Below are 26,702 nucleotides of genomic sequence, written 5' to 3' on the forward strand. Positions count from 1 at the left end.
CTCACCCACACTGACCGGCCGTCGGTCGGCCCACGCTGTGATATTCGAAACCCATTCGCTTCATAAACGCGGGGTCGTACAGATTCCGCCCATCGAACACCACCGGCCGCCGCAGGTTCTTCTTCATCAGGTCGAATTCCGGCACCCGGAACTCCTGCCAGTCCGTGAAAATCACCAGACCATCGGCCCCGTTCAATGCCTCGTAACCATCCTCATGATATGTGATGCCGGTCTCGCCAAGCGTCCTTCGCGCATTCGGCATGGCTTCGGGATCGTGCGCCCGAATGGTGACACCGTTCTTCAGAAACATCTGGATGGCCGTGATCGCCGGCGCCTCGCGGATGTCATCAGTCCGCCCCTTGAACGCCAGCCCCCATACCGCCAGCGTGACCGGGCCCTTGCCCTTCTCAAAACGCTCAATCACGCGCTGAGCGAAATGCCGCCGCTGCTTTTGGTTCGTATCCTGGGCCGCCTGCGTGATGAGCGGGATGTAATCCACCTCGCGCCCCATCGAAACCAGCGCGCTCACGTCCTTCGGAAAACACGATCCGCCATACCCCACACCGGGAAACAAGAATGGATGGCCGATTCGCGAGTCCGAACCAACGCCCGCACGAACCAGTTCCACGTCCGCCCCATACCGCTCGCACAGGTTGGCGATCTCATTCATGAATGAGACCTTGGTCGCCAGCAGCGCATTCGCCGCGTACTTGGTCATCTCCGCGCTCGCCGGGTCCATCACCAGAATCCGCTCGCGCTTCCGCATGAACGCCGAGTAGAGCTGCTTCATGATCTCCACGACCGCCGGATTCGTCGTACCGATCACCACTCGGTCTGGCTTCATGAAGTCGTCGAGCGCCGCTCCCTCCTTCATGAACTCCGGATTGCTCACGCAATCGAACGGGTGATCCGTCGCTGCCTTGACGACATCTCCAATTTTCTTATGCGTCCCCACCGGTACCGTGCTTTTCGTCACAATGATCCGGTACCCGTCCATGACCTTGGCGATCTGCTCGGCGACACTGAGCAATGCCGACAAGTCCGCGCTGCCGTCGTCCGCTTGCGGCGTCCCCACCGCAAGGAACATGATCAGCGAATTGGCCGTCGCATGAGCCAGGTCGGTGGTAAACTCCAGCCGACCGGCCTTGGCATTCCGCTGAACAATCTCAGCCAAACCGGGCTCATAAATGGGAATCTCGCCCTCGCGCAGCTTGGCAATCTTCGCCTCGTCAACGTCAACGCAGATGACGTGATTTCCAACATCCGAGAAGCACGCTCCCGCGACGAGCCCGACGTAACCAGTCCCAACCACACCTACTCGCATAGCTATTCCGCCCTTATACCTACGAGCCCCCGAAATACATCAGGTACTTTGGCTCTGGATAGACTCCGTCCCCGTCAACCGCTTATCGCGATCTCACCGAATCCCTTGTCTATTCTGGACTTGCGCACGAAACGTGCGCCCCCGCAAGGGGCATCAATGATATCGGTTTCGCCTTGTGAGAACTACAGACTGAATGGATCCGCCGATCCCCCCACAATTGCCGCTCTCTCAATACGTTCCGCGCCTATGCAGGGTTTGATTTGAGGCTGAACCTCTTGATCGGGCGACCCCGCGCCGACTGCTCAGACATACCGACCAAAGAAACTCATAAGCCATGTATTTGCAACATCTTAAGACATGGACGGATGATCGATCCTCGGATTAGCCCGCATATTTCATCAGTGATCTTCGAATGGTGATGGACGGAGTTTTTCGGCTTTGTGCGTGAGCGGAGGGATGAAGGTGGAGGTTGGAGCGCGCAGGGCCCCCTTACCCCCAAGCGGTGATCAGGTTGTTTTTCGGGTCATGATGGGGCGGGCGGGATCAGGCGGAGTCGTGGAACCAGGGATCGCCACAGGTCCTGCAGGGGGCAGCTGCTCGACAGTCGCAGTACGACGCGGCGCACGGAGACGACCACCCGCGCGGCGACCTTGAAGAGTTTCAGGCGAATGGTGTTCACCTGGGCCTCGGCCAGTTCGGTGCCGGCCAGGGCCGTGCGGCGCAGCGTTTCCACCAGGACGTAGGCCGCCGAGGACAACAGCAGCCGGAACTGATTGGCCAGGAAGGCGTGGCAACTGGTGCGATCGGCGAAGAGCCCGAGCTGCTGCTCCTTGATGCGGTTCTCCATGTCGCCGCGGGCCGTGTACAGACCGTCGTAGATATCGTTCGGCGTGCGGTCGGTCAGGTTGGTCACCACGAATCGAACGTTGGGCCCCTGAACCAGCCGCTCGGCCTTGACGATCACGCGGCGCGGGCGATCCCAGGTCTGCGCCGCGTACTCGATCTCGTGGAAGTTCCGCACCTTCTGCTGCGTGGTGGCGAACTGGGCCTCGGCCGCCTGCATGAAGGACTCGGCCGCTTTCTCCAGGACGGTGTTGCGGGCCAGGCCCAGCACGTACTTGACGCCGTGCCGGTCGCACCATTTCATCATTCGCCGGCGGCAGAAGCCGGAATCCCCGCGGACGATGATCCGCACCCCGGGCCACGCCTGTCGCAAGCGCTGCACCAGCAGCTTCAGGATGGGCCAGGCGTGATGGGCCCCGTCGATGTTGCTGGGCCGCAGGTAGGAGACCAGCAGCCGCGAGCCGCAGAACACATACAGCGGTAGGAAGCAGTGGTGGTCGTAATAGCCGTGGAAGAAGCGGCCTTCCTGGTTGCCGTGGATCGGATCGTCGGTCGCGTCGAAGTCGAGGATCAATTCCTCCGGCGGCGATTCATAGGACGCGATGAACTGCTCCACCAGCACACGCGACATTCGTGCCAGGTCGCCGCGCGTGACGCGGTTCTCCAGCCGGCACAAGGTCGGACTGCTGGCCAGCGGCTCATCCGCGCTCGGCGGCCGCCCGGTCAGGACCGCCAGCACGGGATCGCTCCGCAGGGCTTGATGGTCGTTGAGATCTTCGTAGCCCATCGCAATGGCAAAGATGCGCTGGGCCAGCATGACCCGCTGGTCATGTTGAATTCGGGCCGGATCACGCGGGTCGTTGATGACCCCGGCCAGTTGATCGACCAGGCCCAGACGCCGCTCGACCTCCCGAAGCAGCAGACCCCCGGCGTCTGAGGTGAGCGTTCCGCCTGTGAAATCGGCCACGATTTTCTTGCGGCCGAGACTGGAAAAGAACATCGGTTTGCTGTTACAGTCTGTCACGAAAAAGCCTCCCTGCCTATGGACCGGAATGTTCTTACGAAACCCCAGTCTACAGGGCTTCGAGGCTTTTTCTATTCCTATTCAACGCCGACCTGATGAAATATTCGGGTTAGGGCGCGTTCATTCTTTCCAGTACGTCGTCCGATACCTCTACGCTCACGGATTGGCCCAGCATCACCACATTGAGCACCAGGCGTACGCGTACGCGTCCGCTTCGCTGGAGGACAATCCCCTCAACCCCCATCAGCGGCCCCGACGTCACGCGCGCCCAATCCCCCACCTTGATCTCGGGATGCCAGCGAAGTCCGACGCCGGTCGAGATCGCTTTGTAAATCTCCCGAAGCTCGCGCACCAGCGACTCCTGCCGAGGCACATCGATCACCGTCACGATGCGGTTCGTCTTCAGCGCTCGCAGCCGCTCCTCCTCCGTCGCATTGAAAAACAGGTAACCGGGAAAAATAGGGACGACGCTCTTGTAAACACGTCGCGAAATGCGGCCTCGCGTCTGTCGCGGCTGAAGCGGCAGAAAGTGAACGATGCCCGACTGCACAAGCTCCCCGGCCAGCGACTTCTCATTACGCGGCTTGGTGTGCGCGACCCACCAGCGCCCCGCGAGACCATCGGGAATCGCTTCCTCTGCCGGCAACATGATCATCGATGCGTCCGTCACAACTTGATGCCCCGCTCGTTGCAGTACCAATCCACCGTTCGTTGCAGCCCCTCGTCGAACCCCGTCGTCGCCTCGAATCCAAACGCCGCCTTCGCACGACTCGTATCCAGACACCGTCTCGGCTGTCCGTCGGGCTTCGTCGAATCCCAAATAATCCGCCCCCTGTATCCGACGATTCCGCGAATCTTCTCCGCTAGGTCGCGGATCGTGATCTCCCGCCCCGTCCCGATGTTCACAGGCTCCGCACCATCATAGCGCTGCGTCGCCATCACAATCGCCCGGGCACAGTCCTCGACATAGAGAAACTCGCGGCTCGCCGACCCCGTCCCCCACAGCGTAACCTCCGCCGCCCCCGACACCCTGGCATCGACAAACTTGCGAATCATCGCCGGAATGACGTGACTCGTTTCCAGATCAAAGTTGTCGCCAGGCCCGTAAAGATTGACCGGAATCAAATACACGCCGTTAAGCCCATACTGCTGCCGATAGGCCTGAAGCATGACCAAAAGCGCCTTCTTCGCAATCCCATAAGGCGCATTCGTTCCCTCAGGATAGCCGTTCCAAAGATCGTCTTCGCGAAACGGAACCGGCGTATGCTTCGGATAAGAGCAAACCGTCCCGACCATGACGATCTTCTTCAGTCCGGCATCTCGGGCCTGTTCGATAAGATGCATGCCCATCGCCAGATTGGCATAAAAAAACCGCCCGGGACTCGCGCGATTGGCCCCGATCCCCCCCACTTCCGCCGCCAGATGAATGACGATATCAGGTCGCAATTGCACATACATCTGCGAGACCGCTTCCCGTTGCGTCAGATCAAATTCCGCCCTCCGCGGCACCGCAATTTGCTCGCGGCCCATTTCATTTCGCTCCAAATCTGCGCAGACGTTTCGACCGAGGAACCCCGCCCCTCCAGTTACTGCTATGCGATGTCCCTCAAATGACAAGTCAATTCTCGATGTGCAGTGGTTTAATGCGCTTGCGAATTAGAAGTCGTAGCAAACGATCGCATATTCGTTCAATCGCCAAGTCTCGAAGCGACACCAACCCTAACTAGACCGCGACTTGCGCCCTGAGAGCAAACCTTCGACACTAAGATCCTCGTCGATGAGCGGCCAGTGTATCCCCTCGCCGTCGCCCAGCAGTTCCCATTTATTTCTCTGCTCAGGCGTCGCCCTGCTAAGCCGAGGAAACCAGACGATCGGCACGGATATCCGCCGCCCATCTGCAAGTGAAACGACCAGTTCCTCATCGGTCACTTCGACGCCCTGAGCAAGCGGAGTTATCTCAACCACCGAAGAATTCATTCCACGCCTCCAGAAACCTGCCCTTGTTCTCCAAGACGAGCTTCTCAATCTGTCGAAGCTCATGCGCGGCAAAGCCTCGCGACTTCGCTAGCGCCACTTCGTTCAACCAATACTTGGCCAACAGCCGCTCCCGCTGAACGTGTATGTGAGGAGGCTCGTTACCCTCGTTGCCAAAAAAGAAAAACCGGTAGGGACCGATTCTTGCGACCGTCGGCATATCATTATACCTCGCGAATTCGGGCAGGTATCTCGTGACCTAGCCGTTTCTCGCCCGGTGATCCGTCAGTACCCGCTCTTCCTTCGCCAGCCGCCAGTCGTGTTCCGTCATCAGCTTGGCCAGCTCGGCAAACATCACGATCGGCTTCCAGCCCAGCTTGGTGCTTGCCTTCGAGGCGTCGCCGCACAGTTCGTCGACCTCCGTCGGCCGCAGGTACCGCGGGTCATGCTCGATGGATTTCTGCCAGTCCAGACCGAGCTGCCCGAAGACCGCCTCGGCAAACTCGCGCACGCTGTGCATCTTCCCGGTCGCGATCACATAGTCGTCCGGCTCGCCCTGCTGCAGCATTCGCCACATCGCCTCGACGTAGTCCCCGGCAAATCCCCAGTCGCGCTTCGCGTCCAGATTGCCGAGAAACAGCTTGTCCTGCAGGCCCTCCTTGATCCGCGTCGCCGCGCGCGTGATCTTTCGTGTGACAAACGTCTCCCCGCGTCGCGGGCTCTCGTGATTGAACAGAATCCCGTTGCAGGCAAAGATGCCGTAGGCCTCGCGGTAATTGACCGACTGCCAGTGCGCATACGCCTTGGCACACCCATAGGGGCTGCGCGGTCGAAACGGCGTGGCCTCATTCTGCGGCGGCGGCATGTTGCCGAACATCTCGCTGCTGCCTGCCTGATAGAACCGCGTCGGCATCTGCAGATCGCGGATGGCCTCCAGCATCAACAGCGTGCCGATCGCCCCCGTCTCCGCCGTATAGACCGGCTGATCGAAGCTCAGTCGCACATGCGACTGCGCCGCGAGATTGTAAACCTCATTCGGTGCGACCTGGTGCAGCACGTTGCGCACACTGGCGCCGTCGTTTAAGTCGCCGTAGTGCAGGAAAAGTGCCGCGTCTTTGTCATGCGGATCGCGGTAGAGATGCTCGATGCGCGCCGTGTTAAAGCTGCTCGACCGGCGAATCAGGCCGTGGACTTCGTAGCCCTTGGATAGCAACAACTCAGCCAGATAGCTGCCGTCCTGGCCCGTGATACCGGTGATGAGCGCCTTCTTCATACCATCCCGCCGCAGCCGTCACTTGCGGTGCCTTGCGTCACGCGATCGCCGCGAAGATCGCCGCGATGCGCTCCGCCGCCTTGCCGTCCCAGAGCTCGGGCCGCTTCGCCGATGCGCCGCCGCGCGCGAGCTGTTCGCGGTAGGCCTGCATGATGCTCGCCGACTCCGGCTTGCACAACCGGTTCGTCCCCTCGGTGATCGTCACCGGCCGCTCGGTGTTCTCGCGCAGGGTGAGACAGGGCACGCCCAGAATCGTCGTTTCCTCCTGAATCCCGCCGGAATCGGTCAAGACCATCGCCGAGTCCGCCATCAGTTTCAGGAAGTCCAGATACCCCAGCGGCTCGGGCGTCTGAAAGCCGGCTATGGATCCTACGCGCTGTCCAAGGCCCATGTTCGCCATGTTCTTGCGCGTCCGAGGGTGCATCGGAAAGACGATCGCCATGTCCTTCGCGATCTGCTCGAAGGCATCGAGGATCGATCCCAGCGTCCTGGCATCGTCCACGTTGCTCGGCCGATGCAGCGTGACCACGGCGTATTTCTTCGGCGTCAGGCCCAGGTCGGTCAGAATCTTCGACTCGTTGGCCCGCTGGCGGTTCTTCATCAGCGTGTCGATCATGACGTTGCCGACGAAGTGAATCTTGCTGTCGTCCACGCCTTCCTTGCGAAGATTCTCAACGCCCGACGGCTCGCTGACCAGCAGCATGTCAGAGATGGAATCCGTAAGGAGCCGGTTGATCTCCTCCGGCATGCCGCGATCGAAGCTGCGCAGGCCGGCCTCGACGTGGGCCACTTTCACGCCGAGCTTCACGGCGACTATGGCGCAGGCGATCGTGCTGTTTACGTCGCCGACGACGATCACCCAGTCCGGCCGATTCTCGATGACGACCGGCTCGAAGCGGCGAATGATCTCCGCCGTCTGCGAGGCGTGGCTCCCGCTGCCGACTTCGAGATTGATGTCCGGCTCGGGTATGCCGAGGTCGCGGAAGAAAAGCTGACTCATCCGCTCGTCGTAGTGCTGACCCGTATGCACGAGGACGGCTTTGACCTTTCCGGTGCGGGCAAAGGCGTCCATCAACGGCGCGATCTTCATGAAGTTCGGCCGGGCACCGCAGACACAAATCACTTTAAGCATCAGAACCCTCGCTCCGAACTTCGCCTCGACAAAAAAGACACCGCCGCGTGCGCTGTCTCCCCGTATCCAAGTTCGGACCGTATCGGGCGGCCATTGAGTTTAAGCCCAGCGGCAGCCAGCGGATAGGCGCCGGCGGGCATTCGCTGCGGCCTGCGTGTCCGATAAGGCCGGCCTCACTTGTCGGTGGTGGTTGCCACCCTTAAAACCTGCGCGATGCCTGTTTCGAGTTGGGTTCTGATTTTAGTTCGCTACGGCCGCCGATTATTCACCGCGGCCGCATTGCTTTCCGCCATTCTCCTTTCTGCCTGCGCCGCGACCAACGAGCTTCAGGTCGCCGATCGGGCCGGCTCCACGTCGAGCATCGCGCCCATCACCTCGCTTGAGATTCTGTCGACCGAATCGCTGCCGACGACCTACGCGTACAACCACGCGTCGACCATTATCGAGGCGGCCAATGGCGACCTGCTCACCGCATGGGGCGCCGGGTCGGAGGAACTGGCCGACGACTGCGTCATCGTCCTGTCGCGCAAGCGACCGGGCGAAACGACTTGGAGCGAGCCGATCGTCGTGGCGGACAAGCCGGGCTATGCGGATGCGAACCCGGTGCTGCTCGCGGGCGAGGGCGACGAGCTTCGGCTCTTTTACGTCGAAATGTTCGGCGACTCGTTTTGCCTGGGCCGGGTGATGGAGCGCGTCAGTCGCGATCACGGCCTGACATGGGGACCGCCGCGCGATGCGCTCAAGACCGTTTGCACGATGATCCGCAATCACATCCTCATCACCCGAAGCGGGCGCTGGGTGATGCCCGCGTATCAACAGGCGATTTATCAATCGCAGTTCCTCCTTTCCGAGGATCGCGGCGCGACGTGGAGCGCGACGGGCGGCCTGCTGACCCCGTCGGCCAACAATCTTCAGCCGGCCGTGGTCGAGCTTTCCGACGGCTCGCTGTATGCCCTGATGAGGACGGGCGGCGGGAACAACGAGACATGGGAAGGCCGCTCGACGGACGGCGGCCGAACGTGGAAGCTGGGCCAGCGGCCGGAGCTGCCCAACCCCAACAGCGGCCTCGACCTGATCCGGCTCTCGGGCGGCCAACTCGTGCTGGCCTACAACCCCAGCAAGACGGAGCGGACGCCGCTTTCTGTCTCGATTTCAAACGACGAGGGCCGCACCTGGTCGGCCCCGCAGACGATCGAAGACGGCGAGGCTCAGCTTTCATATCCAAGCCTCTGGCAATCGAGTGACGGCGCGATCCACCTGACATACTCGCAGCGGTTGCAGCGGATTCGGCACGTCGAACTGCGGACGGGGGACGCTCGCGGGGCAGCAAATCGGAAGTGACATATAGTGACACAGCGCGTTCGGGGATTGTGCCAACAGATGTGGCGGACAAGGGTTGGCGTGGTTCGGGTTTGGGTGATTTTTTGAGCGCATTCGAGTGACTCCTTCACCCCTGCCGGGGTTGGGTTCTTGCTGGGATGCTTACCACCGGTTGCGCTCGGCTTGCTGCGCGGCGCCTTGCTCCACCGGTGGCTACAACCCGGCGCCCCATTCGGGGCTCGAACGGGGGCGATGCATTCGTGGGTATGTGCATCCACATTGTTTGGGCTGAAGTTTGTGGCGGGGATGCGATAAATCGATGGTGACAATAGGCGAAAGAGAATGGGCTGAGCGACCGAGGGGCCGAAGGGTCCAGGGTGAAATCGAAGACGATGATCTCGCGCAAGAGCTGCAAATCTGAAGGTGACATAAGGTGACACAAGGCCTCTGGAAACTGTGCCAACACTTGTGGCGGGCGCGGGTTGGGGCGGTTCGAGTTTTTGGCGGTTTTTGGTGAAAAACGGCAAGGTGAAACAGGACCGGTGTATGCCCGAATGAGCACGGAAAGTTTCGGGAAAGTTCGTTTGTAAGTCCTTGAAAAATGTGCCGGAAAGGTGACACAGAAGGTCGGCGGGATTGCGGGTCAAGACAGGGCGGGAGGTGGGCACGCGTCGTGACGACTTTGCCGGCGCTTCGGGCTGGTTCGGGCGCGGAATGGGCGGGGCATTACGCATTGCATAGGAGATACTTGCCCCATGTGCGCGCGGATTTTTTTGGGAGCGGGCGGGGATGGTGCGTGGGGATGAGCCCCCGATCAATGGCCGGAGCAAAACGGTTCGGGGTGCGGTTGCGCGGAAGACGGCGGCGATGGGGATGTCGAGCGTTAATTCGTCACCCACAAGGGGTGACGGTACGGATGGGGCGCGAGGGGACGGTACGGATGGGGCGCGGGGGGACGGTACGAATGGGGCGCGGGGGGACGGTACGAATGGGGCGCGAGGGGACGGTACGGATGGGGCGCGGGGGGACGGTACGGATGGGGCGCGTGCGGCGCTACGGATCGGGGTGCGGGGGTGGTTTGTTTGTGGCGAGCGCGGACGAGGTCGTGGGGAGTGGGTTGGTTGTCCGTCGCCAAACGGCAAGCCGCGGTGGGGGTCGCGCGGTGATCGGATCGGAGCGAGGATAGGGCTACAGGGAATGATCGCGGGGCGGCGGCCGAGGTCGGCGGGCAAATGCGGGGGCGATAGGCCGAACGGGGATGATTCGGTTACGGCCCAATGGGGGCGGACAATGATGCGTCGCGGGCCCCTGTTAGCCCGCATATTTCATCAGTGATCTTCGAATGGTGATGGACGGAGTTTTTCGGCTTTGTGCGTGAGCGGAGGGATGAAGGTGGAGGTTGGAGCGCGCAGGGCCCCCTTACCCCCAAGCGGTGATCAGGTTGTTTTTCGGGTCATGATGGGGCGGGCGGGATCAGGCGGAGTCGTGGAACCAGGGATCGCCACAGGTCCTGCAGGGGGCAGCTGCTCGACAGTCGCAGTACGACGCGGCGCACGGAGACGACCACCCGCGCGGCGACCTTGAAGAGTTTCAGGCGAATGGTGTTCACCTGGGCCTCGGCCAGTTCGGTGCCGGCCAGGGCCGTGCGGCGCAGCGTTTCCACCAGGACGTAGGCCGCCGAGGACAACAGCAGCCGGAACTGATTGGCCAGGAAGGCGTGGCAACTGGTGCGATCGGCGAAGAGCCCGAGCTGCTGCTCCTTGATGCGGTTCTCCATGTCGCCGCGGGCCGTGTACAGACCGTCGTAGATATCGTTCGGCGTGCGGTCGGTCAGGTTGGTCACCACGAATCGAACGTTGGGCCCCTGAACCAGCCGCTCGGCCTTGACGATCACGCGCGCGGGCGATCCCAGGTCTGCGCCGCGTACTCGATCTCGTGGAAGTTCCGCACCTTCTGCTGCGTGGTGGCGAACTGGGCCTCGGCCGCCTGCATGAAGGACTCGGCCGCTTTCTCCAGGACGGTGTTGCGGGCCAGGCCCAGCACGTACTTGACGCCGTGCCGGTCGCACCATTTCATCATTCGCCGGCGGCAGAAGCCGGAATCCCGCGGACGATGATCCGCACCCCAGGCCACGCCTGTCGCAAAGCCGCTGCACCAGCAGCTTCAGGATGGGCCAGGCGTGATGGGCCCCGTCGATGTTGCTGGGCCGCAGGTAGGAGACCAGCAGCCGCGAGCCGCAGAACACATACAGCGGTAGGAAGCAGTGGTGGTCGTAATAGCCGTGGAAGAAGCGGCCTTCCTGGTTGCCGTGGATCGGATCGTCGGTCGCGTCGAAGTCGAGGATCAATTCCTCCGGCGGCGATTCATAGGACGCGATGAACTGCTCCACCAGCACACGCGACATTCGTGCCAGGTCGCCGCGCGTGACGCGGTTCTCCAGCCGGCACAAGGTCGGACTGCTGGCCAGCGGCTCATCCGCGCTCGGCGGCCGCCCGGTCAGGACCGCCAGCACGGGATCGCTCCGCAGGGCTTGATGGTCGTTGAGATCTTCGTAGCCCATCGCAATGGCAAAGATGCGCTGGGCCAGCATGACCCGCTGGTCATGTTGAATTCTGGGCCGGATCACGCGGGTCGTTGATGACCCCGGCCAGTTGATCGACCAGGCCCAGACGCCGCTCGACCTCCCGAAGCAGCAGACCCCCGGCGTCTGAGGTGAGCGTTCCGCCTGTGAAATCGGCCACGATTTTCTTGCGGCCGAGACTGGAAAAGAACATCGGTTTGCTGTTACAGTCTGTCACGAAAAAGCCTCCCTGCCTATGGACCGGAATGTTCTTACGAAACCCCAGTCTACAGGGCTTCGAGGCTTTTTCTATTCCTATTCAACGCCGACCTGATGAAATATTCGGGTTAGCCGTGGTGATAGGCGAATTCATCAATAGATGCGGCCGGGGCCTGAGCGGGATATGATTCCCCCATGGCTCAAAACACACCCCCACAAAGCGTAGCAGCGGATCCGAAGCCCGCCGGCGGATTTCCGTGGTTGCTGGCGGTCGGTGGCATCGTTGTCTCGCTTGCCGGGCCGGTTGTTTACACCGCGCTGATGGGCGTGCCGTGGATTCGCTCGACGGGATTGCCGGCGTTCGCGTTGATTTTTCTCGGCATTGCTCTCTCGTTGACGGCGGTCGCGAAACGACCACGACTTTCCACCAAGATCATGGCGGGTCTGAACACGGCGTTTCTGGCGCTCTTCGGGTTCGGGTTTTTCGTCATGGCGGCAGTCCCGGAGTCTCCGAAGTTCGAAGGACTCAAGACCGCGCCGGACTTCACGCTGAAGGATGAAAACAACAACGCCGTCTCGCTGGCCGACGCGCGGGCGCGTGGGCCGGTGCTGCTGGTATTCTATCGCGGCTTCTGGTGACCGGTTTGCATCTCGGAGCTCGTTGGGCTCCATCCGGTAGTTGATGAACTGAAGGAGTTGGGCGGCCGAGTTCTGGCGATCAGCGTGGACCCACCCAAGGACTCGCTCGGTGTCGTCAAGAAGGCGAAGCTGGAGTTTCCCATTCTGTCTGACGAGACGCGCGAAACACTCGAGGCCTATGGGCTGGTCCATGCGGGCATGGGGCCAGGCAAATCGGACATCGCCATGCCGGCGATGGTCCTCGTCGGTCAGGACGGCAGCATCCTTTGGCGTCGCAAAAGCGTTCGCGTTCAGGATCGGCCGGCGCCGGAGGAAGTCCTCGAGGCGGTTCGCGCGGCGGTCGGAAAGCCGTAGAATCTACCGCGAATCGAACCTGTAACGACGGGCCATTCCCTGACGGTCCGGCATTCCGAGACGACATGAATCGCCATCAATTCCACTTTGTCAGAACCCGAGTGTTTCGCGCCCTTTCCGCGACGCTGATTTTCCTGGCGGTGTGGTCGCCGGCGCTTGGTTTCGACGGCAAGCCGACGCCGATCATGGACTTGGTACCGTCGGATGCCTTGGTGGTGTATGCCGCCAAGCCGTACTCGTTTCTGATGGGTGAGAGTCCGACTCAGTCCGACGGCGAGACGAAGGGGCCGACGGTCTCGCTCACGTCGATCGTGGGGTTCTTGAACGCCGCGGGGCTCATTCCCGGCGACGGCCAGGTCTATGCGGACATCATTTCCGCCCTGCCGCTATTGGGTCGATACGAGCACGCGCTGGCACTGTTGGACGTGTCCACCAAGCTGGTCCAGCCGGCCGGCGACGACGATCAAACGGGCACGCAGAAGAAGATTCTCCGGCTCGATCGGCTTCAGGTCGCGGTTGTCTTCCGCACAGGGGAGAACTGCAAACCGGTGACCGATCAGCTTTATCGCGTCATGAGCCGTTACACCAACCGGGATGTGGCGGCGCTGTCGACCCACAAGACGGGCGACTATGAATATCAGCGGTTGGTGGACGAGCGGCTCAAGGAATGGGCCGTCTGGGAATGGGGCACAATCGGCGACTGCTTTGTGCTGACGTTTGGCGAGGGCGCTTACGACCGGCTGGTGTCGGTGGCGAGCGGCAAGACGACGTCGATGTCTCGGAACGACTGGTATCGCAGGGGCGCCGAGCAGACGCACGTAGGCGACTGTTTCGCGCACTGGGTGACCGATTTCACGCAGCTTCGCGAGCGCCTGGGCGAGGCGGCCGAGGGCCGGGTGGCGCGTGTGGCGGCGGCGCTTCAGGCTGACGACATTCGGCAGGACATGTGGGCGGTGGGCATCGAAGGTCGGGCGCTGACCTGGCGTCGATATTATCGTCGCGGAAGTGAGGACGTGACGCGGCTGTACAGCGATCCGTCGCTCTATTCAAAGGAGCATCTGCGAATTGTCCCTGACGAGGCCCGGCACTTTGCGATCATCAAGGTGCCGACGCGGTGGCTGGTGGACAATCTTCCGCGGGCCTGGGTCGCGGCGCAGTCGGAGAGCAACTATCGAAAGTGGAAGACCGCATGGCAGCGCCTCGAACAGGAGCGAGGCCTCGACATCGGCGGAAACCTGATCGAACACATCGGCGAGACGGTGATATTGTTCGACTACCCCGAGCATCCCCTGCGCATCCCCTTCGCGCTGACGATCGCCATTGAGATCGATAACGGTCGCGCCGTCTCCGCGGCGATCAATTCGCTGCTCGAGGCCTGGAGCCGATACCTCGATGAGCGCGCCGAACGCAATAAGACGGTGCTGGCTCGGGTGAGCGTCAAGCGCGACGACGAGGGCATCTGGTACCTTCAGGCGGCCATTCCCGGCCCGGCCTTGAAAGTCACCGACCGATACATGGTGATCAGTTGGTCGCCACAGGCACTGCGCGACGCGCTGCGGTTTATCGAACCCGAAAAGAAGGCCCGCCGGTAATGAGTCTGCTGATCCGCTCGCCGCAGGGTTGGGCCGTTTGCGGCATGCCGCGAAAGGCCCCGGCCGGTTGACTTTGGGCGTCAAGCGTGATAAATATGGCATCCGCAAGCTTTTGGCATCATGCATGCCCCGGGGGGAGTTCGGTCACGCGCCAATTGCGGGTCGAACCCGGTAAGTTCAACTAAGGGATCACAAACGTGGCAGGAAAACCCGGCGGAATACTCGGTCTGGGCCTCGCCGTTGTCCTCGTGGGCGCGCTCGCAGGCTCTCCGTTCTACCTCAGGATGTTGCGCTCGGACGATCGGGCGCTGGCGGAGGCAGCTTCCGCGGACTCTGACACGCTGCGCCGGGCCGTCGCAAACCTCGATCACGAACTGGCCCTTCTCAACTACATGATGCACAGCGGCGACGATCCGGAAGGGATCGACTCCGCGGTGGGATTTCGCTTCGCTCGGGAGAACCCGGGAATCTGGAACCGCGAAGTCATGCGCGAATCGGCCGCCCTGGTTGAAGAATTGACGGCGATAGAAAATCGCGACATGGAGCGCAACACGATCGTCCTGGGCAAGGGCACCGTGAGCCGCGTGAATCCGCGCGGCGAGGATGTCCTGAGGGAAGCGCTCGAGCCGCTTAAGGCCGGCCAGAGCATTCTGTCACGGGCCGACGCGGCGATGAATCAGATTCGATCGCTGACGGTTGGCAGCGCGTCCGCATCCAACAGCCTGGACGTCAATCGCGTGCGGTCGCTTTACCTGATGGCCAAGGCGCGATTGGAAGTTGACAAGGCGCGATTCGAGCGATCGCAGGCGTCAATTCTGCGTACCGGCGTCGAGCAGCGGGCCACCAGTTTGGGCAAGACACGATCGGTTCTCACCGCGCTCGAAGCAAGGCAGACCGAGACGATTATTCAGCAAAAGCAGGAAAGCCTGGCACGCGCCGATGCGGGAAGCCAACAGGCGGCGCAGGCGATGGCCGGGCTTGAGGCATTGATCGCTTCTCGCAAGGCGGACATGAATTCGCTGTTGGAAGAGGCGGATCAGGCACGATCTGAGCTTGCGGAGCTGGCGGCGTCCGGAAACATCGATTCTCAAAGCGATCGCTATGCGGCGCTGTCGAAGAAGGCGCGCGAGGCAGAGGCAGCGGCGGCTGCCATTCAGAACGGCACGCTCCGGGGAGCGACCGAGGTCGCGGCCGACGATCGGGAATTGGCAGGGCCCGCCTACGAAGGCGGCACGCCGGAGCCGGGCATCGGCGTGCTGGAGTTTCGGATGGAACAACTTCGCCAGCAGACGGCGGCGCTGAACTCGATGCGCGAGTCGCTGACGAAGGAGATCGCGGCGCTTCAGGAAACGGCCGAGGCCACCGCGACGAGCAAGGCACAAATCGCCGAAGGACTCCAGGCGGAAGTTGCACGCATCGACGAGCAGCTTGCTCAGGCTTCGCAGCGCGTGAAGAATGCGGAGAAGAGCGAAGACGCTGCCCTGAAGCTACTGAAGGAAGCAGCCCTGGCCGCGAAGTCAGCAGTCGGCGCCGCCAAGAAGCGCACCAGTGATGCGATGCAAGGCACCGGCTCCGGCGAAAGCGTTGACGAGCGATTGCAGCGCGTCAGCCAGGATCACGAAGCCGAGGCTTATGTACAGACGCTCGTAGGTAATGCGCTGTTTGCCTCCGCCGCCGTTCGATTTGATCAGATTCAGGGAATGCTCGCTGAGAAAAAGATTGCCGCCTATGTCGCCCAACTCAGCGGCGCCGGCGAGCCGGGTTCGGTTTCGGAGGATGTCGAGAAGCAGAAGACCGAGGCGATCAACGAACTCGCCGAGGCCGCGAAGGCCTATCAACAGGTGGCGACGCTGATCAATCGAGTCAATCTTCGATTCCCGGACAACACGCCCATCAGCGGCAAGAACTATGTCTGGGAGGCGCAGGTCGGTGAAGCGGCATGCCTGCTGCTCGAAGCCGCGATCAAGGCGGACGACGCCGACGCCAGCTTCGAATCCCAGTCGAAGGCCTACGACCTTCTGAAGGAGGCGGTCGAAAAGCGTGAGCAGAGCCCACTTCTGGGCTCCGCGCTGGACGCCATTTTGTATCTTCAAAAGACCGCCCGCTAGACACGGCGCCACAACTCTCTTTTTCACTGACACTTACGACCTCGACTGAATCACGGCGGTGTCCCCCGCCGCCGATTTCCGGCTTGGCAATGGGGGGTATTACGGCACCGGCCCATCGGGCCCGGTAAGTTGGCAAGTTCCTCCTAAATCCGGATTGACAACTAGATGGAGAATCATATAATCCGGCTGGATGGATACTAGCACGCGACAGTCCGGATCGACCGCCCCATCGACCAGCGATGAAGTCTTTCGCTGTCTGGCGGACACCACGCGCCATCGACTGCTCCAACTGCTTCTGGCGGAGGAACTGAACGTCGGGCAACTGGTGACGATCCTTTCGCAACCGCAGTCCACTGTCTCGCGCCATTTGAAAGTGCTGCGCGATAGCGGCCTGGTCAGGGACCGGCGGATCGGAACAACGGTCTTCTATCAGGCCGTCACCGACCCGAGAGCGTCGGACGACGTTCGCGGAGTGATCCTCGAATGGCTGCGCTCGCAGCCGCTGCCCGCGACTTTGGAAGCTCGACTGCGCCGAGCCCTGCGACATCGCAGCGACGGCGATTTGAGCTTCTTCGAGCGCATGGGGCAGCGGTGGGACGATCTTCGCACCACGGCGTTCGGCGAAGGATTTGCGTGGGAGGCGTTTATCAGCCTCCTGCCTGCCGATTGGGTCGTCGCGGATGTCGGTTGCGGGACGGGATATCTCCTGCCTCACCTGGCCGCGCACTTCCGACAGGTCGTGGCGGTGGAGCCGGCGGCGGCGATGCTGGAGTGTGCCCGACGGCGCGTGAGCGAAATGGGACTGACGAACGTTCAGCTTCACTCGGGCAATCTGAGTGAGCTTCCGCTGGGCGACGCCGGCTGCGACTTGGTGATTGCGTGCCTGGTGCTGCATCACGTCCCGAAGCCCCCAGAGGCGCTGGCGGAGATGCATCGCGTCCTGCGGCCCGGCGGTCGGCTGATCGTGATCGAGCAGCACTCCCACGAGAATCAGGCGTTTTATGACACGATGCAGGACTTCTGGTGGGGCTTCGATCCGGAGGAACTGGCAAAAATGGCGATGGCCGGCGGTTTCGCAAAGGTCCGCCGAACCGAACTGATATCCCCGACGACCGCGCCGCGAGAAATGGATGCCCCCGGACTTTTCGCGCTGACCGCCGAACGAAAGTAGAACGGCCGCGCGGACGATCCGATTAAGTGATGAGTAAGAGATCAACTTTTTTTTGAGAACTGACGGAGACAGACGATGGCGACAGCAGTGATGACTCAGGACTTCAAGGTTGCGGACATGACGCTGGCCGACTTCGGCCGCAAGGAGATCGAACTCGCCGAGCACGAAATGCCAGGCCTGATGGCGATCCGCGAGCAGTACGCGGCCAAGCAGCCGCTCAAGGGCGCGAAGATCGCCGGCTCGCTGCACATGACGATCCAGACGGCCGTCCTGATCGAGACGCTGACCAAGCTCGGCGCCGACGTGCGCTGGGCCAGTTGCAACATCTTCAGCACCCAGGACCACGCCGCCGCGGCCATCGCCAAGGCGGCCATCCCGGTCTTTGCCTGGAAGGGTGAGACGCTGGAGGAATACTGGTGGTGCACGCTTCAGGCGATGACCTGGCCAGACGGAAGCGGACCGAACATCATCCTCGATGACGGCGGCGACGCGACGATGCTGGTCCAAAAGGGCTACGAATACAACAAGTCGGGCAAGGTCCCCGGCCCGGAGACGACCGACGTCGAGGAGATGCAGATCATCCTCAAGCTGCTGGCGGCGGAGCAGAAGCGCGACCCGCAGCACTGGGTGAAGGTGGCGAAGGACATCATCGGCGTTTCGGAGGAGACGACGACGGGCGTCCACCGCCTCTACGAAATGCAGAAGGCCGGGACGCTCCTCTTCCCGGCCATCAACGTGAACGACTCCGTCACCAAGAGCAAGTTCGACAACCTGTACGGCTGTCGGCACTCGCTGGTGGACGGAATCATGCGGGCCACGGACGTCATGCTGGCCGGCAAGGTCGCGGTGATCTGCGGCTACGGCGACGTGGGCAAGGGCTGTGCCCAGAGCCTTCGCGGGCAGGGCTGTCGCGTGATCGTCACCGAGATCGACCCGATCTGTGCCCTTCAGGCGGCGATGGAAGGCTATCAGGTACTCCCGCTGGAGGACGTACTGAGCACGGCCGATCTCTTCGTCACCACCACGGGCAACTTCGGCATCATCACCGCCGAGCACATGAAGAAGATGAAGCACAACGCGATCGTCGGGAACATCGGCCACTTCGATAATGAAATCGACATGGCCGGCCTCAAGAAGATCTCCGGCGTCCGAAGGATCAACATCAAGCCCCAGGTGGACGAATGGGCCTTCCCCGACGGCCATAGTGTCATCGTGCTGGCAGAGGGACGGCTGCTCAACCTCGGCTGCGCCACCGGTCACCCGAGCTTCGTGATGAGCAACAGCTTCAGCAATCAGGTGATCGCCCAGATTGATCTCTGGCTGTCGAGCCAGGGCAAGCCGACGCTCTCGGGGATGAAGTACGAAAAGGGCAAAGTCTACACGCTTCCCAAGAAGCTCGACGAACAGGTCGCCCGATTCCACCTCGATAAACTGGGCGTGAAACTGACTCGTCTCACGCAGGCGCAGGCCGATTACCTCGGCGTGCCGGTGGACGGTCCCTACAAGCCGGAACACTACCGCTACTAGGGCGCACGCTCGGCCCCGATTTGACATCGCGTTAACCCGCATATTTCATCAGTGATCTTCGAATGGTGATGGACGGAGTTTTTCGGCTTTGTGCGTGAGCGGAGGGACGAAGGTGGAGGTTGGAGCGCGCAGGGCCCCCTTACCCCCAAGCGGTGATCAGGTTGTTTTTCGGGTCATGATGGGGCGGGCGGGATCAGGCGGAGTCGTGGAACCAGGGATCGCCACAGGTCCTGCAGGGGGCAGCTGCTCGACAGTCGCAGTACGACGCGGCGCACGGAGACGACCACCCGCGCGGCGACCTTGAGGAGTTTCAGGCGAATGGTGTTCACCTGGGCCTCGGCCAGTTCGGTGCCGGCCAGGGCCGTGCGGCGCAGCGTTTCCACCAGGACGTAGGCCGCCGAGGACAACAGCAGCCGGAACTGATTGGCCAGGAAGGCGTGGCAACTGGTGCGATCGGCGAAGAGCCCGAGCTGCTGCTCCTTGATGCGGTTCTCCATGTCGCCGCGGGCCGTGTACAGACCGTCGTAGATATCGTTCGGCGTGCGGTCGGTCAGGTTGGTCACCACGAATCGAACGTTGGGCCCCTGAACCAGCCGCTCGGCCTTGACGATCACGCGGCGCGGGCGATCCCAGGTCTGCGCCGCGTACTCGATCTCGTGGAAGTTCCGCACCTTCTGCTGCGTGGTGGCGAACTGGGCCTCGGCCGCCTGCATGAAGGACTCGGCCGCTTTCTCCAGGACGGTGTTGCGGGCCAGGCCCAGCACGTACTTGACGCCGTGCCGGTCGCACCATTTCATCATTCGCCGGCGGCAGAAGCCGGAATCCCCGCGGACGATGATCCGCACCCCGGGCCACGCCTGTCGCAAGCGCTGCACCAGCAGCTTCAGGATGGGCCAGGCGTGATGGGCCCCGTCGATGTTGCTGGGCCGCAGGTAGGAGACCAGCAGCCGCGAGCCGCAGAACACATACAGCGGTAGGAAGCAGTGGTGGTCGTAATAGCCGTGGAAGAAGCGGCCTTCCTGGTTGCCGTGGATCGGATCGTCGGTCGCGTCGAAGTCGAGGATCAATTCCTCCGGCGGCGATTCATAGGACGCGATGAACTGCTCCACCAGCACACGCGACATTCGTGCCAGGTCGCCGCGCGTGACGCGGTTCTCCAGCCGGCACAAGGTCGGACTGCTGGCCAGCGGCTCATCCGCGCTCGGCGGCCGCCCGGTCAGGACCGCCAGCACGGGATCGCTCCGCAGGGCTTGATGGTCGTTGAGATCTTCGTAGCCCATCGCAATGGCAAAGATGCGCTGGGCCAGCATGACCCGCTGGTCATGTTGAATTCGGGCCGGATCACGCGGGTCGTTGATGACCCCGGCCAGTTGATCGACCAGGCCCAGACGCCGCTCGACCTCCCGAAGCAGCAGACCCCCGGCGTCTGAGGTGAGCGTTCCGCCTGTGAAATCGGCCACGATTTTCTTGCGGCCGAGACTGGAAAAGAACATCGGTTTGCTGTTACAGTCTGTCACGAAAAAGCCTCCCTGCCTATGGACCGGAATGTTCTTAAGAAACCCCAGTCTACAAGGCTTCGAGGCTTTTTCTATTCCTATTCAACGCCGACCTGATGAAATATTCGGGTTAACATCCCGCCGCTCCATGCGGACAGGCTGGCCCTCAAAGGGGTTCAGCCGTCCGCGTGGCGCGGCGTTCTGTTTATCCGACGAACCCATCGAGAATTTGGCTTCGGCGTCAGTTACTACCGGACCCACCCGGGCATCCTGGGTCGATAACGGGGCTTACCTTTTGCGCGAGCAAGTGACACCCGCCATTGCTTGACCCGGCCCTAAGCTTTTAGGTATAAAAGAGCTATTGAACACGCCGGGGTCAGAGCATTAAAAACAACTCCTCGCAGCGGGCACCCCGTGCGCCTTGCCGAGGATGGTGAAAAGACTCTCGATGGGAGGAAGAAAGATGACCGTTAGGAAGCGACTTGGATCAGTGGCTGCCTTCGTGGCATGCGGGATCGTCGTGATCGGCGCCTGCGACGCGTTGCGAAGCCTCAACAATAATGTCGGCGGCATTCCGGTTCCCGACACGTCAGGAACGGTCGGCACCAGCATTTCGCAGGGACGCGACAATGCCTCGCGTCTGATCAACACGGCGGTCGGCAATTTCCTGTTTTTTGACCTTCGCCAGTTCACCGGCGCAGGCACGCAGAACCGCTGCAATCCGCTTGGCACCGGCGGCATCGACCCGTGGCCAAGCCGCATCGGCGGCCCGGTGATCATCACACCGAACCTGTTCAACAGCCCCAGCGAATATGACTGGGTCGCCCGAATCGGCGAGACGGAATACTGCCTGGCCCTTCGCGTGCCGGTTGAGCCGTTCTTCCCGCTTCAGTTCTCGCAGGTCGAGTTCAGCCTGCGGGCGGTCAACCCCGTGGCCAACGGCCACCTCCTGGTCGCGCCTCCCGGCAATGACTATTTCCTGACCCAGGCGGATTTCCCGTCGAACGATGACATCGCCGCGAATCGCAGCCTGATCGACACCACCGGCGGCGACGTGGCCCTGATCGTCTCGGGTATCGACTTCATCGGCTCGCCGACCAGCACGGTGGCCACGATGAACTTCCTCGGCCCGACCGGATGGCTGGTCTTCATGCGCGACAACGCCTTCCGCAGCGGCCGCTTCTTCAACATCACCGGCGCCCTCAAGGGCGGCCCCCCGGCCTTCTTCGATACGCCGGGCACGGCGGACGACGGTTTCTTTGAGTCGGTCCAGGTGAACGGCGATAACTTCGACTCCTTCAGCGAGCCGTTCGCCAATACGACCCTGTTCCCGACGGCCCTCACCTGTGCCGGCGGCGCACCGACGCCCGGCCGAACCTACTCGTTCGTCGATCTCTCGAACCTGAACGAGATTCTTGCCCCCGGCCCCGGCCAGGGCGGCGGCATCTTCATCATTCGCCGCGAGGCCTTCATCGGCACCGGCGTTGTGGTGAATCCGAACGTTCCCGGTCCCGCCCCGGCCCCGGTGGCCATCGGCGACCTGATCGTTCCGCCGTTCTCGGGCTACAACGAGACCATCATCCCGGCCATCACCGCTAACGGTCCTTACACCGAGACCGACAACTCGTTTAACGGACCCGGCGGCGTGCACGAGATCGGCTGGTCGATCTTCTTCGTCCACGGCAGCTAGTCCGAAGAATCGCCCGTACTATCGGGCGCAACGTTATCAAACCCCGCGGGGCGTGTCATAACCATGACACGCCCCGCATTTTTTTTGCGCAGATATCCACGGACGTTGATCGGGCCGAACCCGGGGTCATACCATGACGTGGGGGAATCGGTATCACCTTCGCTGTTGGCGAGGCGAGACCGTTTCGGGGGGATTCTCGAAAGATTGATACACAAAGGCGCTTCCGCCGGATGCACCCCGCAACCAACCGGCAAGATCGGTCGCGCGACCGACAGAACGCCTGGCACGAATCGAATGAGATATGGGAGGGAGAAAGATGACCATCACCAAGAAGGTATTGCCGATTGTCGGCGTCCTGATCGTCGGCATTGTGGCGATCGGCGCGTGTGACGCCATCAAGAGCCTGAGCGGCACGCTGCCCGGCGGCGCGCCGCAGATTACGGACGTCTCCAGCGGACGGGCCAATGCCGCCCGCTTGATCGACTCCGGCGTCGGAAAGATGCTGACGTTCGACCTCCGGCAGTTCACGGGCACCGGCACCCAGGTCCGCTGCAATCCGCTTGGCACCGGCGGCTTCGACCCCTGGCCGAGTCGCATCGGCGGCGCGAAGACCTTCACGCCCAACCTGGCCAACAGCCCCAGCGAGTACGACTGGCTCTTCACGCACGGCGAGACCGAGTACTGCCTCGCCATCCGCGTGCCGTTTGAGCCCTTCTTCCCGCTCCAGTTCTCGCAGGTCGAGTTCAGCCTGCGGGCGGTCAATCCCTGTGCCTACGGCCATATCCCCGGCACCGACTACCTGATGACCGCGGACGGCAGCCAGGCCGACTATCCTTCGAACGATGACGTCGTGGCGCGGCGCAGCCTGATCGACCTGAACGGCGGCGACGTCGCTCTGATCGTGACCGGCATCGACTTCGCCGGCAATCCCGCCAGCACCAGCTCGACGATGAACTTCCTCGGCCCGACCGGCTGGCTGACGTTCATGCGTGACAACGCCTTCCAGAGCGGCCGATTCTACAACATCACCGGCGCGCTCAAGGGCGCTCCGCGGGCCTTTGCCGACACGCCCAGCACCTTTGATGACGGCGCTTTCGAGTCGGTCCAGGTCAACGGAGACAACTTCGACGACAATAGCGAGCCCTTCGCCAGCACGACGATGTTCCCGAGCGTGCTGACCTGTGCGGGCTTCCCGTCGCGGGCCTACGCGTTTGTCGATCTTTCCAATCGCAATGAGCTTCTGGCCCCCGCGCCGGGTCAGGGGGGCTTCGTCTTCGTCATTCGCAGCGAGGCGTTCTTCGGCAAGGGTGTCGTTGTGAATCCGAACACGCCCGGCCCGGCTCCCGCGCCCGTGGGGATCGCGGATCAGCTTCAGCCGCCGCTCTCGGGTTACAACGAGCCTGTCATTCCGGCGATCACCTGCCCGGATGAGGACGATAACTCGGGCATCGGCACTGCTGGTGTTCATGAGATCGGCTGGTCGGTGTTCTTCATTCACGGTAGCTAATGAGAAAACCGGCACTTTGATTAGTGTGATCCGACGGGGCGTGCCGAATGGTGCGCCCCGTCGGCATTACGCCGAGGACGGGTGGAAAATTGAAAAGGCAGCAAGGGCTCTTTAGAATGTGTGAATCCACCCGAGACTCTTGTTGTTTTCTTCGGCGCGGGGGAAGTGCGGTCATGTCGAATCAGTCAAATCGACTTTGGGCATGTGTCCTGCTCACCATGCTGGCCCTCGTAACCGGCGGATGCGACGTCTTTCAACCCGCACCGCCGAACACGCCGGGCGGCCAACCAAATGACCCGCCGACCGATTCGCTTCCGACCGTCAACATCGACGGCACATGGCGACACGAAGCATCGGGAGACATCAACGCCACCTGCCTGACGATTCAGAACGCTCGAATCACTTCCATCGACGACCTCTGTGACGGCTCGCTGCTGACCCTGCTCGCCTCGCCGCAGGCCCAGGCCAACGCGTCGGGCATCACTCTGTTCGCGGGCTTCGGCGCGTCGCCGACCGACAATATCAACGGCGGCCTCTACACCTACATGGTGGTGTTGCAGGCGAGCGGAACGCTTCAGGGCACCGTCATCCTGCGCATCGAGCCGGGCGGGCCCATCACAACGGCGCCCGTGACGCTGGTTCGCCAGTAGCCCCAATGCCGGCAACGGTACTGCTCTAATAGGCCCCGTCGTACACGATCCGGGTATCGATAGCCCATAAATAGTCGATAGTGGTGACAGTCTCGTTAACGGTCGACGACGACTGTTAGCGGCAGGCTGCCGTCGGCCCTTGGCAGCGGGTCCGGGGGTTTGATGGTGACGCCGCCGTGGCGGAGTTGCACTTCTCCGCGCTCCACGCGCTGGGCGAAGGCGAGCGACTCCTCGTAGAGCGCGTCGAGCATGTCCGCTTCGCTGACGGTCCGCGTCTGCTCGCCTTGCACATAAATGATGCCCTTGCCCTTGCCTGCGAAGATGGCGACATCGGCCCCTTCCGCCTCGCCGGGGCCATTGACCACGCAGCCCATGACCGCGACCTTGACCGGCGTCTTGATCGTCGCCAGCCGCTGCCGCACTTCCTGCACCAGCTTGATCAGATCGATCTCGATCCGACCGCAGGTCGGGCAGGCGATCAACTCCGGCTCGACGCGCGGCTTAAGGCCGAGGCAGTTGAGCATTTCCTTGGCGTCGACGACTTCAAAGACCGGGTCGCTGGCGTAGCTGATCCGCACGGTGTCGCCGATGCCGTTGGCCAAGAGCGTCCCCAGCGCGACAACGCTTCGTATGCACCCCGTCTCCTTCGGACCCGCGTGGGTGACGCCCAGATGCAGCGGGTAGTCGTACTTCTCGCTGATGGCCGTGTAGGCCTTTATGACGATGCGCGGGTCGATGCTCTTGGCGGAGATGACCACGTCGTGGAAGTCGTTCTCGTCGAAGATGCGCATGTACTCGGCCAGCTTGTCCATCATGATGCCGACGAGATGGTCTTCGTAGTTCTCTTCGAGCTTCGCCTTTTCGCCGGCGCGCTTGTCCTTGTCCTTGCGCTCGATGATGCCGCCTTCGTTAACGCCGACGCGAATGGGAACGCCCCGCTCGCGGCAGGCCCGAATGACGCGATCGACCTGTTTGCGGTCCTGAATGTTGCCGGGGTTCAGGCGAATCTTGTGGACGCCGGCCTCGATGGACTCCAGCGCCCGTTGAAAGTGAAAATGCACGTCGGCGACGATCGGCACCGGCACCTGCGGGAGGATGTGTTTCAGGGCCTCGGTGTCGCGCGGGTCGGGGACGGCAACGCGGACGATGTCGGCCCCGGCGGTGGCGAGGTCGTGAATCTGTTTGACGGTCGCGTCGATGTCGTAGGTGTAGGTGCTGGTCATCGACTGGATCGAGACCGGTGCGTCGCCGCCGATGGCAACGGGACCGACCTTGAGCTGTCGTGTGGGACGGCGACTTCGCATGGACTCGATTCCTCCGGTACGGCGCTACGACGCCGACAGCCGTCTATTGTAGCGCGCCGGCGGCAGGTCGAAAGTCGGCGATTTATCCATACTTCCCCCTTGACGAGGCCGCGCAACCCGCGATTATGGGCGGCTCAATCAGGAGCGACACCCGGTCCGGTGCATCTTACGAGGTCGAGTCTTGCCTTACTCATGCAGCATGCAACGGTCGCCCCGCCGCACCCTCTCCTCCGGATCGCATCGGCGTTTGCTGGGGGTCATCGTGTTGACACTTTCGACGCTGGCCGGTTGCCAGGACCCCAAGGATCGGATTCGACCCGGACAAACACACGGCGGCCTGGAGCCGGCGCGCAGCGTCATCGGCACGTCGGTCGAGGGGCGGCCGATCGAGTGCGAAGTCTTCGGCGACGGCCGCGACACGATTCTGATCCTCGCGACGATTCACGGGAACGAACCCGCCGGGACGCCGATTTTGCACGAACTGAGTGCCCATTTGTCCCAGCATCCTGAACTCATCGAGGGCCGGCGTATCGTGCTGGTACCTGAGGCGAACCCCGATGGCTACGCGAAGAATCTGCGGCACAACGTTCGCGGTGTGGATCTGAATCGCAACTTTCCCGCCGGGAATTATCAATCGGTGGGTCGTCACGGTGACAATCCCCTTTCGGAGCCGGAGAGCCAGGCGATTTACCGGCTGATCCGCGAGTACTCGCCGAACCGGATCGTCAGCATCCACCAGCCGACGACGCTTCCGGCCTGCATCGACTACGACGGACCGGCCCAGGGGCTCGCTTCGGCGATGGCGCAGCACACCGATCTGCCGCTGAAAAAGCTCGGCAGCCGGCCAGGCTCGCTGGGGTCGTACGCGGGGATCACGCTGGGCATCCCGATCATCACGCTGGAAATCCCGCGGACCCACGACGACCGGGATGGCCCGACGCTCTGGCGGCGATATGGGAAGATGATGCTGGCGGCGATTGAGTATCGGTAGCGGT

Annotated in this window: 21 protein-coding genes and 1 pseudogene; 11 read left to right on the forward strand and 11 right to left on the reverse strand. The window is 62.2% G+C overall.

What is annotated here, in order from left to right; genetic code table 11:
- Position 1: 1 nt before the first annotated feature.
- The 8 genes from HS101_15750 to wecB all read right to left on the reverse strand — a co-directional run bounded on the left by HS101_15750 (position 2) and on the right by wecB (position 7,570).
- Positions 2-1,324 (reverse strand): UDP-glucose/GDP-mannose dehydrogenase family protein, encoded by a 1,323-nt coding sequence (locus tag HS101_15750; GenBank protein MBE7507720.1) that lies wholly within the window; start codon positions 1,322-1,324, stop codon positions 2-4.
- Positions 1,325-1,847: 523 nt separating this feature from the next.
- Positions 1,848-3,167, reverse strand: a complete 1,320-nt coding sequence (locus HS101_15755) for an IS1380 family transposase (GenBank protein ID MBE7507721.1) — start codon at positions 3,165-3,167, stop codon at positions 1,848-1,850.
- Positions 3,168-3,300: 133 nt separating this feature from the next.
- Positions 3,301-3,840, reverse strand: coding sequence for a hypothetical protein (locus HS101_15760; GenBank protein ID MBE7507722.1), 540 nt, complete (start codon positions 3,838-3,840; stop codon positions 3,301-3,303).
- Positions 3,841-3,857: 17 nt separating this feature from the next.
- Complete coding sequence (locus tag HS101_15765; protein ID MBE7507723.1) at positions 3,858-4,814, reverse strand: GDP-L-fucose synthase; 957 nt, start codon at positions 4,812-4,814, stop codon at positions 3,858-3,860.
- A 96-nt stretch (positions 4,815-4,910) separates the two neighbouring features.
- Positions 4,911-5,168: a DUF2442 domain-containing protein gene (locus HS101_15770; GenBank protein ID MBE7507724.1), complete on the reverse strand. Its 258-nt coding sequence runs from the start codon at positions 5,166-5,168 to the stop codon at positions 4,911-4,913.
- Positions 5,149-5,385, reverse strand: coding sequence for a DUF4160 domain-containing protein (locus HS101_15775; protein ID MBE7507725.1), 237 nt, complete (start codon positions 5,383-5,385; stop codon positions 5,149-5,151). Before HS101_15775 ends, HS101_15770 begins: the two co-directional genes overlap by 20 nt.
- A 39-nt stretch (positions 5,386-5,424) precedes the next feature.
- A complete protein-coding gene (gmd, locus tag HS101_15780) occupies positions 5,425-6,438 on the reverse strand; it encodes a GDP-mannose 4,6-dehydratase (GenBank protein MBE7507726.1) in 1,014 nt (337 codons plus the stop codon).
- A gap of 37 nt (positions 6,439-6,475) precedes the next feature.
- Entirely contained in the window at positions 6,476-7,570 is a 1,095-nt protein-coding gene (gene wecB, locus HS101_15785; protein MBE7507727.1) for a UDP-N-acetylglucosamine 2-epimerase (non-hydrolyzing), read from the reverse strand.
- 213 nt (positions 7,571-7,783) lie between these two features.
- Between wecB and HS101_15790 the strand changes: the two genes are divergently transcribed.
- Entirely contained in the window at positions 7,784-8,911 is a 1,128-nt protein-coding gene (locus tag HS101_15790; GenBank protein MBE7507728.1) for an exo-alpha-sialidase, read from the forward strand.
- A gap of 1,432 nt (positions 8,912-10,343) precedes the next feature.
- Here the strand turns inward: HS101_15790 and HS101_15795 are convergent.
- A pseudogene (locus HS101_15795) lies at positions 10,344-11,664 on the reverse strand (IS1380 family transposase).
- Between the two features lie 494 nt (positions 11,665-12,158).
- On the opposite strand from HS101_15795, the gene HS101_15800 reads away from it, so the two are divergent.
- From HS101_15800 to HS101_15825, 6 genes are all read left to right on the forward strand, one after another.
- Positions 12,159-12,308: a redoxin domain-containing protein gene (locus tag HS101_15800; GenBank protein ID MBE7507729.1), complete on the forward strand. Its 150-nt coding sequence runs from the start codon at positions 12,159-12,161 to the stop codon at positions 12,306-12,308.
- A 9-nt stretch (positions 12,309-12,317) separates the two neighbouring features.
- Positions 12,318-12,662, forward strand: coding sequence for a redoxin domain-containing protein (locus HS101_15805; GenBank protein MBE7507730.1), 345 nt, complete (start codon positions 12,318-12,320; stop codon positions 12,660-12,662).
- A 65-nt stretch (positions 12,663-12,727) separates the two neighbouring features.
- Positions 12,728-14,254: a hypothetical protein gene (locus HS101_15810; protein MBE7507731.1), complete on the forward strand. Its 1,527-nt coding sequence runs from the start codon at positions 12,728-12,730 to the stop codon at positions 14,252-14,254.
- Between the two features lie 197 nt (positions 14,255-14,451).
- A complete protein-coding gene (locus HS101_15815; protein MBE7507732.1) occupies positions 14,452-16,362 on the forward strand; it encodes a hypothetical protein in 1,911 nt (636 codons plus the stop codon).
- A gap of 190 nt (positions 16,363-16,552) precedes the next feature.
- Positions 16,553-17,533, forward strand: a complete 981-nt coding sequence (locus tag HS101_15820; GenBank protein MBE7507733.1) for a metalloregulator ArsR/SmtB family transcription factor — start codon at positions 16,553-16,555, stop codon at positions 17,531-17,533.
- 90 nt (positions 17,534-17,623) lie between these two features.
- Positions 17,624-19,060, forward strand: a complete 1,437-nt coding sequence (locus tag HS101_15825; GenBank protein MBE7507734.1) for an adenosylhomocysteinase — start codon at positions 17,624-17,626, stop codon at positions 19,058-19,060.
- Between the two features lie 173 nt (positions 19,061-19,233).
- Here the strand turns inward: HS101_15825 and HS101_15830 are convergent, their stop codons facing one another.
- Entirely contained in the window at positions 19,234-20,553 is a 1,320-nt protein-coding gene (locus HS101_15830; protein MBE7507735.1) for an IS1380 family transposase, read from the reverse strand.
- 466 nt (positions 20,554-21,019) lie between these two features.
- Here HS101_15830 and HS101_15835 point away from each other — a divergent pair, with 466 nt between their 5' ends.
- The 3 genes from HS101_15835 to HS101_15845 all read left to right on the forward strand — a co-directional run bounded on the left by HS101_15835 (position 21,020) and on the right by HS101_15845 (position 24,403).
- Positions 21,020-22,246 (forward strand): hypothetical protein, encoded by a 1,227-nt coding sequence (locus HS101_15835; GenBank protein ID MBE7507736.1) that lies wholly within the window; start codon positions 21,020-21,022, stop codon positions 22,244-22,246.
- Between the two features lie 316 nt (positions 22,247-22,562).
- Complete coding sequence (locus tag HS101_15840) at positions 22,563-23,753, forward strand: hypothetical protein (protein ID MBE7507737.1); 1,191 nt, start codon at positions 22,563-22,565, stop codon at positions 23,751-23,753.
- A 173-nt stretch (positions 23,754-23,926) separates the two neighbouring features.
- A complete protein-coding gene (locus HS101_15845) occupies positions 23,927-24,403 on the forward strand; it encodes a hypothetical protein (GenBank protein ID MBE7507738.1) in 477 nt (158 codons plus the stop codon).
- Positions 24,404-24,498: 95 nt separating this feature from the next.
- On the opposite strand, the gene ispG is transcribed toward HS101_15845, so the two are convergent.
- A complete protein-coding gene (gene ispG / locus HS101_15850; protein MBE7507739.1) occupies positions 24,499-25,707 on the reverse strand; it encodes a flavodoxin-dependent (E)-4-hydroxy-3-methylbut-2-enyl-diphosphate synthase in 1,209 nt (402 codons plus the stop codon).
- A 262-nt stretch (positions 25,708-25,969) separates the two neighbouring features.
- On the opposite strand from ispG, the gene HS101_15855 reads away from it, so the two are divergent.
- On the forward strand, positions 25,970-26,698 hold the full coding sequence (locus HS101_15855; GenBank protein ID MBE7507740.1) for a murein peptide amidase A: 729 nt from the start codon (positions 25,970-25,972) through the stop codon (positions 26,696-26,698).
- Positions 26,699-26,702: the final 4 nt, after the last annotated feature.

The sequence above is a fragment of the Planctomycetia bacterium genome (genome assembly GCA_015075745.1).
Taxonomy (GTDB): Bacteria; Planctomycetota; Phycisphaerae; order UBA1845; family UTPLA1; genus UTPLA1.

Coding starts and splice junctions, on each gene's coding strand:
- HS101_15790 (MBE7507728.1), top strand. CDS start 7,784: ATGCCTGTTTCGAGTTGGGTTCTGATTTTAGTTCGCTACGGCCGCCGA.
- HS101_15840 (MBE7507737.1), top strand. CDS start 22,563: ATGACCATCACCAAGAAGGTATTGCCGATTGTCGGCGTCCTGATCGTC.
- HS101_15810 (MBE7507731.1), top strand. CDS start 12,728: ATGAATCGCCATCAATTCCACTTTGTCAGAACCCGAGTGTTTCGCGCC.
- wecB (MBE7507727.1), bottom strand. CDS start 7,570: ATGCTTAAAGTGATTTGTGTCTGCGGTGCCCGGCCGAACTTCATGAAG.
- HS101_15835 (MBE7507736.1), top strand. CDS start 21,020: ATGACCGTTAGGAAGCGACTTGGATCAGTGGCTGCCTTCGTGGCATGC.
- HS101_15775 (MBE7507725.1), bottom strand. CDS start 5,385: ATGCCGACGGTCGCAAGAATCGGTCCCTACCGGTTTTTCTTTTTTGGC.
- gmd (MBE7507726.1), bottom strand. CDS start 6,438: ATGAAGAAGGCGCTCATCACCGGTATCACGGGCCAGGACGGCAGCTAT.
- HS101_15845 (MBE7507738.1), top strand. CDS start 23,927: ATGTCGAATCAGTCAAATCGACTTTGGGCATGTGTCCTGCTCACCATG.
- HS101_15750 (MBE7507720.1), bottom strand. CDS start 1,324: ATGCGAGTAGGTGTGGTTGGGACTGGTTACGTCGGGCTCGTCGCGGGA.
- HS101_15770 (MBE7507724.1), bottom strand. CDS start 5,168: ATGAATTCTTCGGTGGTTGAGATAACTCCGCTTGCTCAGGGCGTCGAA.
- HS101_15755 (MBE7507721.1), bottom strand. CDS start 3,167: ATGTTCTTTTCCAGTCTCGGCCGCAAGAAAATCGTGGCCGATTTCACA.
- ispG (MBE7507739.1), bottom strand. CDS start 25,707: ATGCGAAGTCGCCGTCCCACACGACAGCTCAAGGTCGGTCCCGTTGCC.
- HS101_15760 (MBE7507722.1), bottom strand. CDS start 3,840: ATGTTGCCGGCAGAGGAAGCGATTCCCGATGGTCTCGCGGGGCGCTGG.
- HS101_15820 (MBE7507733.1), top strand. CDS start 16,553: ATGGATACTAGCACGCGACAGTCCGGATCGACCGCCCCATCGACCAGC.
- HS101_15825 (MBE7507734.1), top strand. CDS start 17,624: ATGACTCAGGACTTCAAGGTTGCGGACATGACGCTGGCCGACTTCGGC.
- HS101_15800 (MBE7507729.1), top strand. CDS start 12,159: ATGGCGGCAGTCCCGGAGTCTCCGAAGTTCGAAGGACTCAAGACCGCG.
- HS101_15830 (MBE7507735.1), bottom strand. CDS start 20,553: ATGTTCTTTTCCAGTCTCGGCCGCAAGAAAATCGTGGCCGATTTCACA.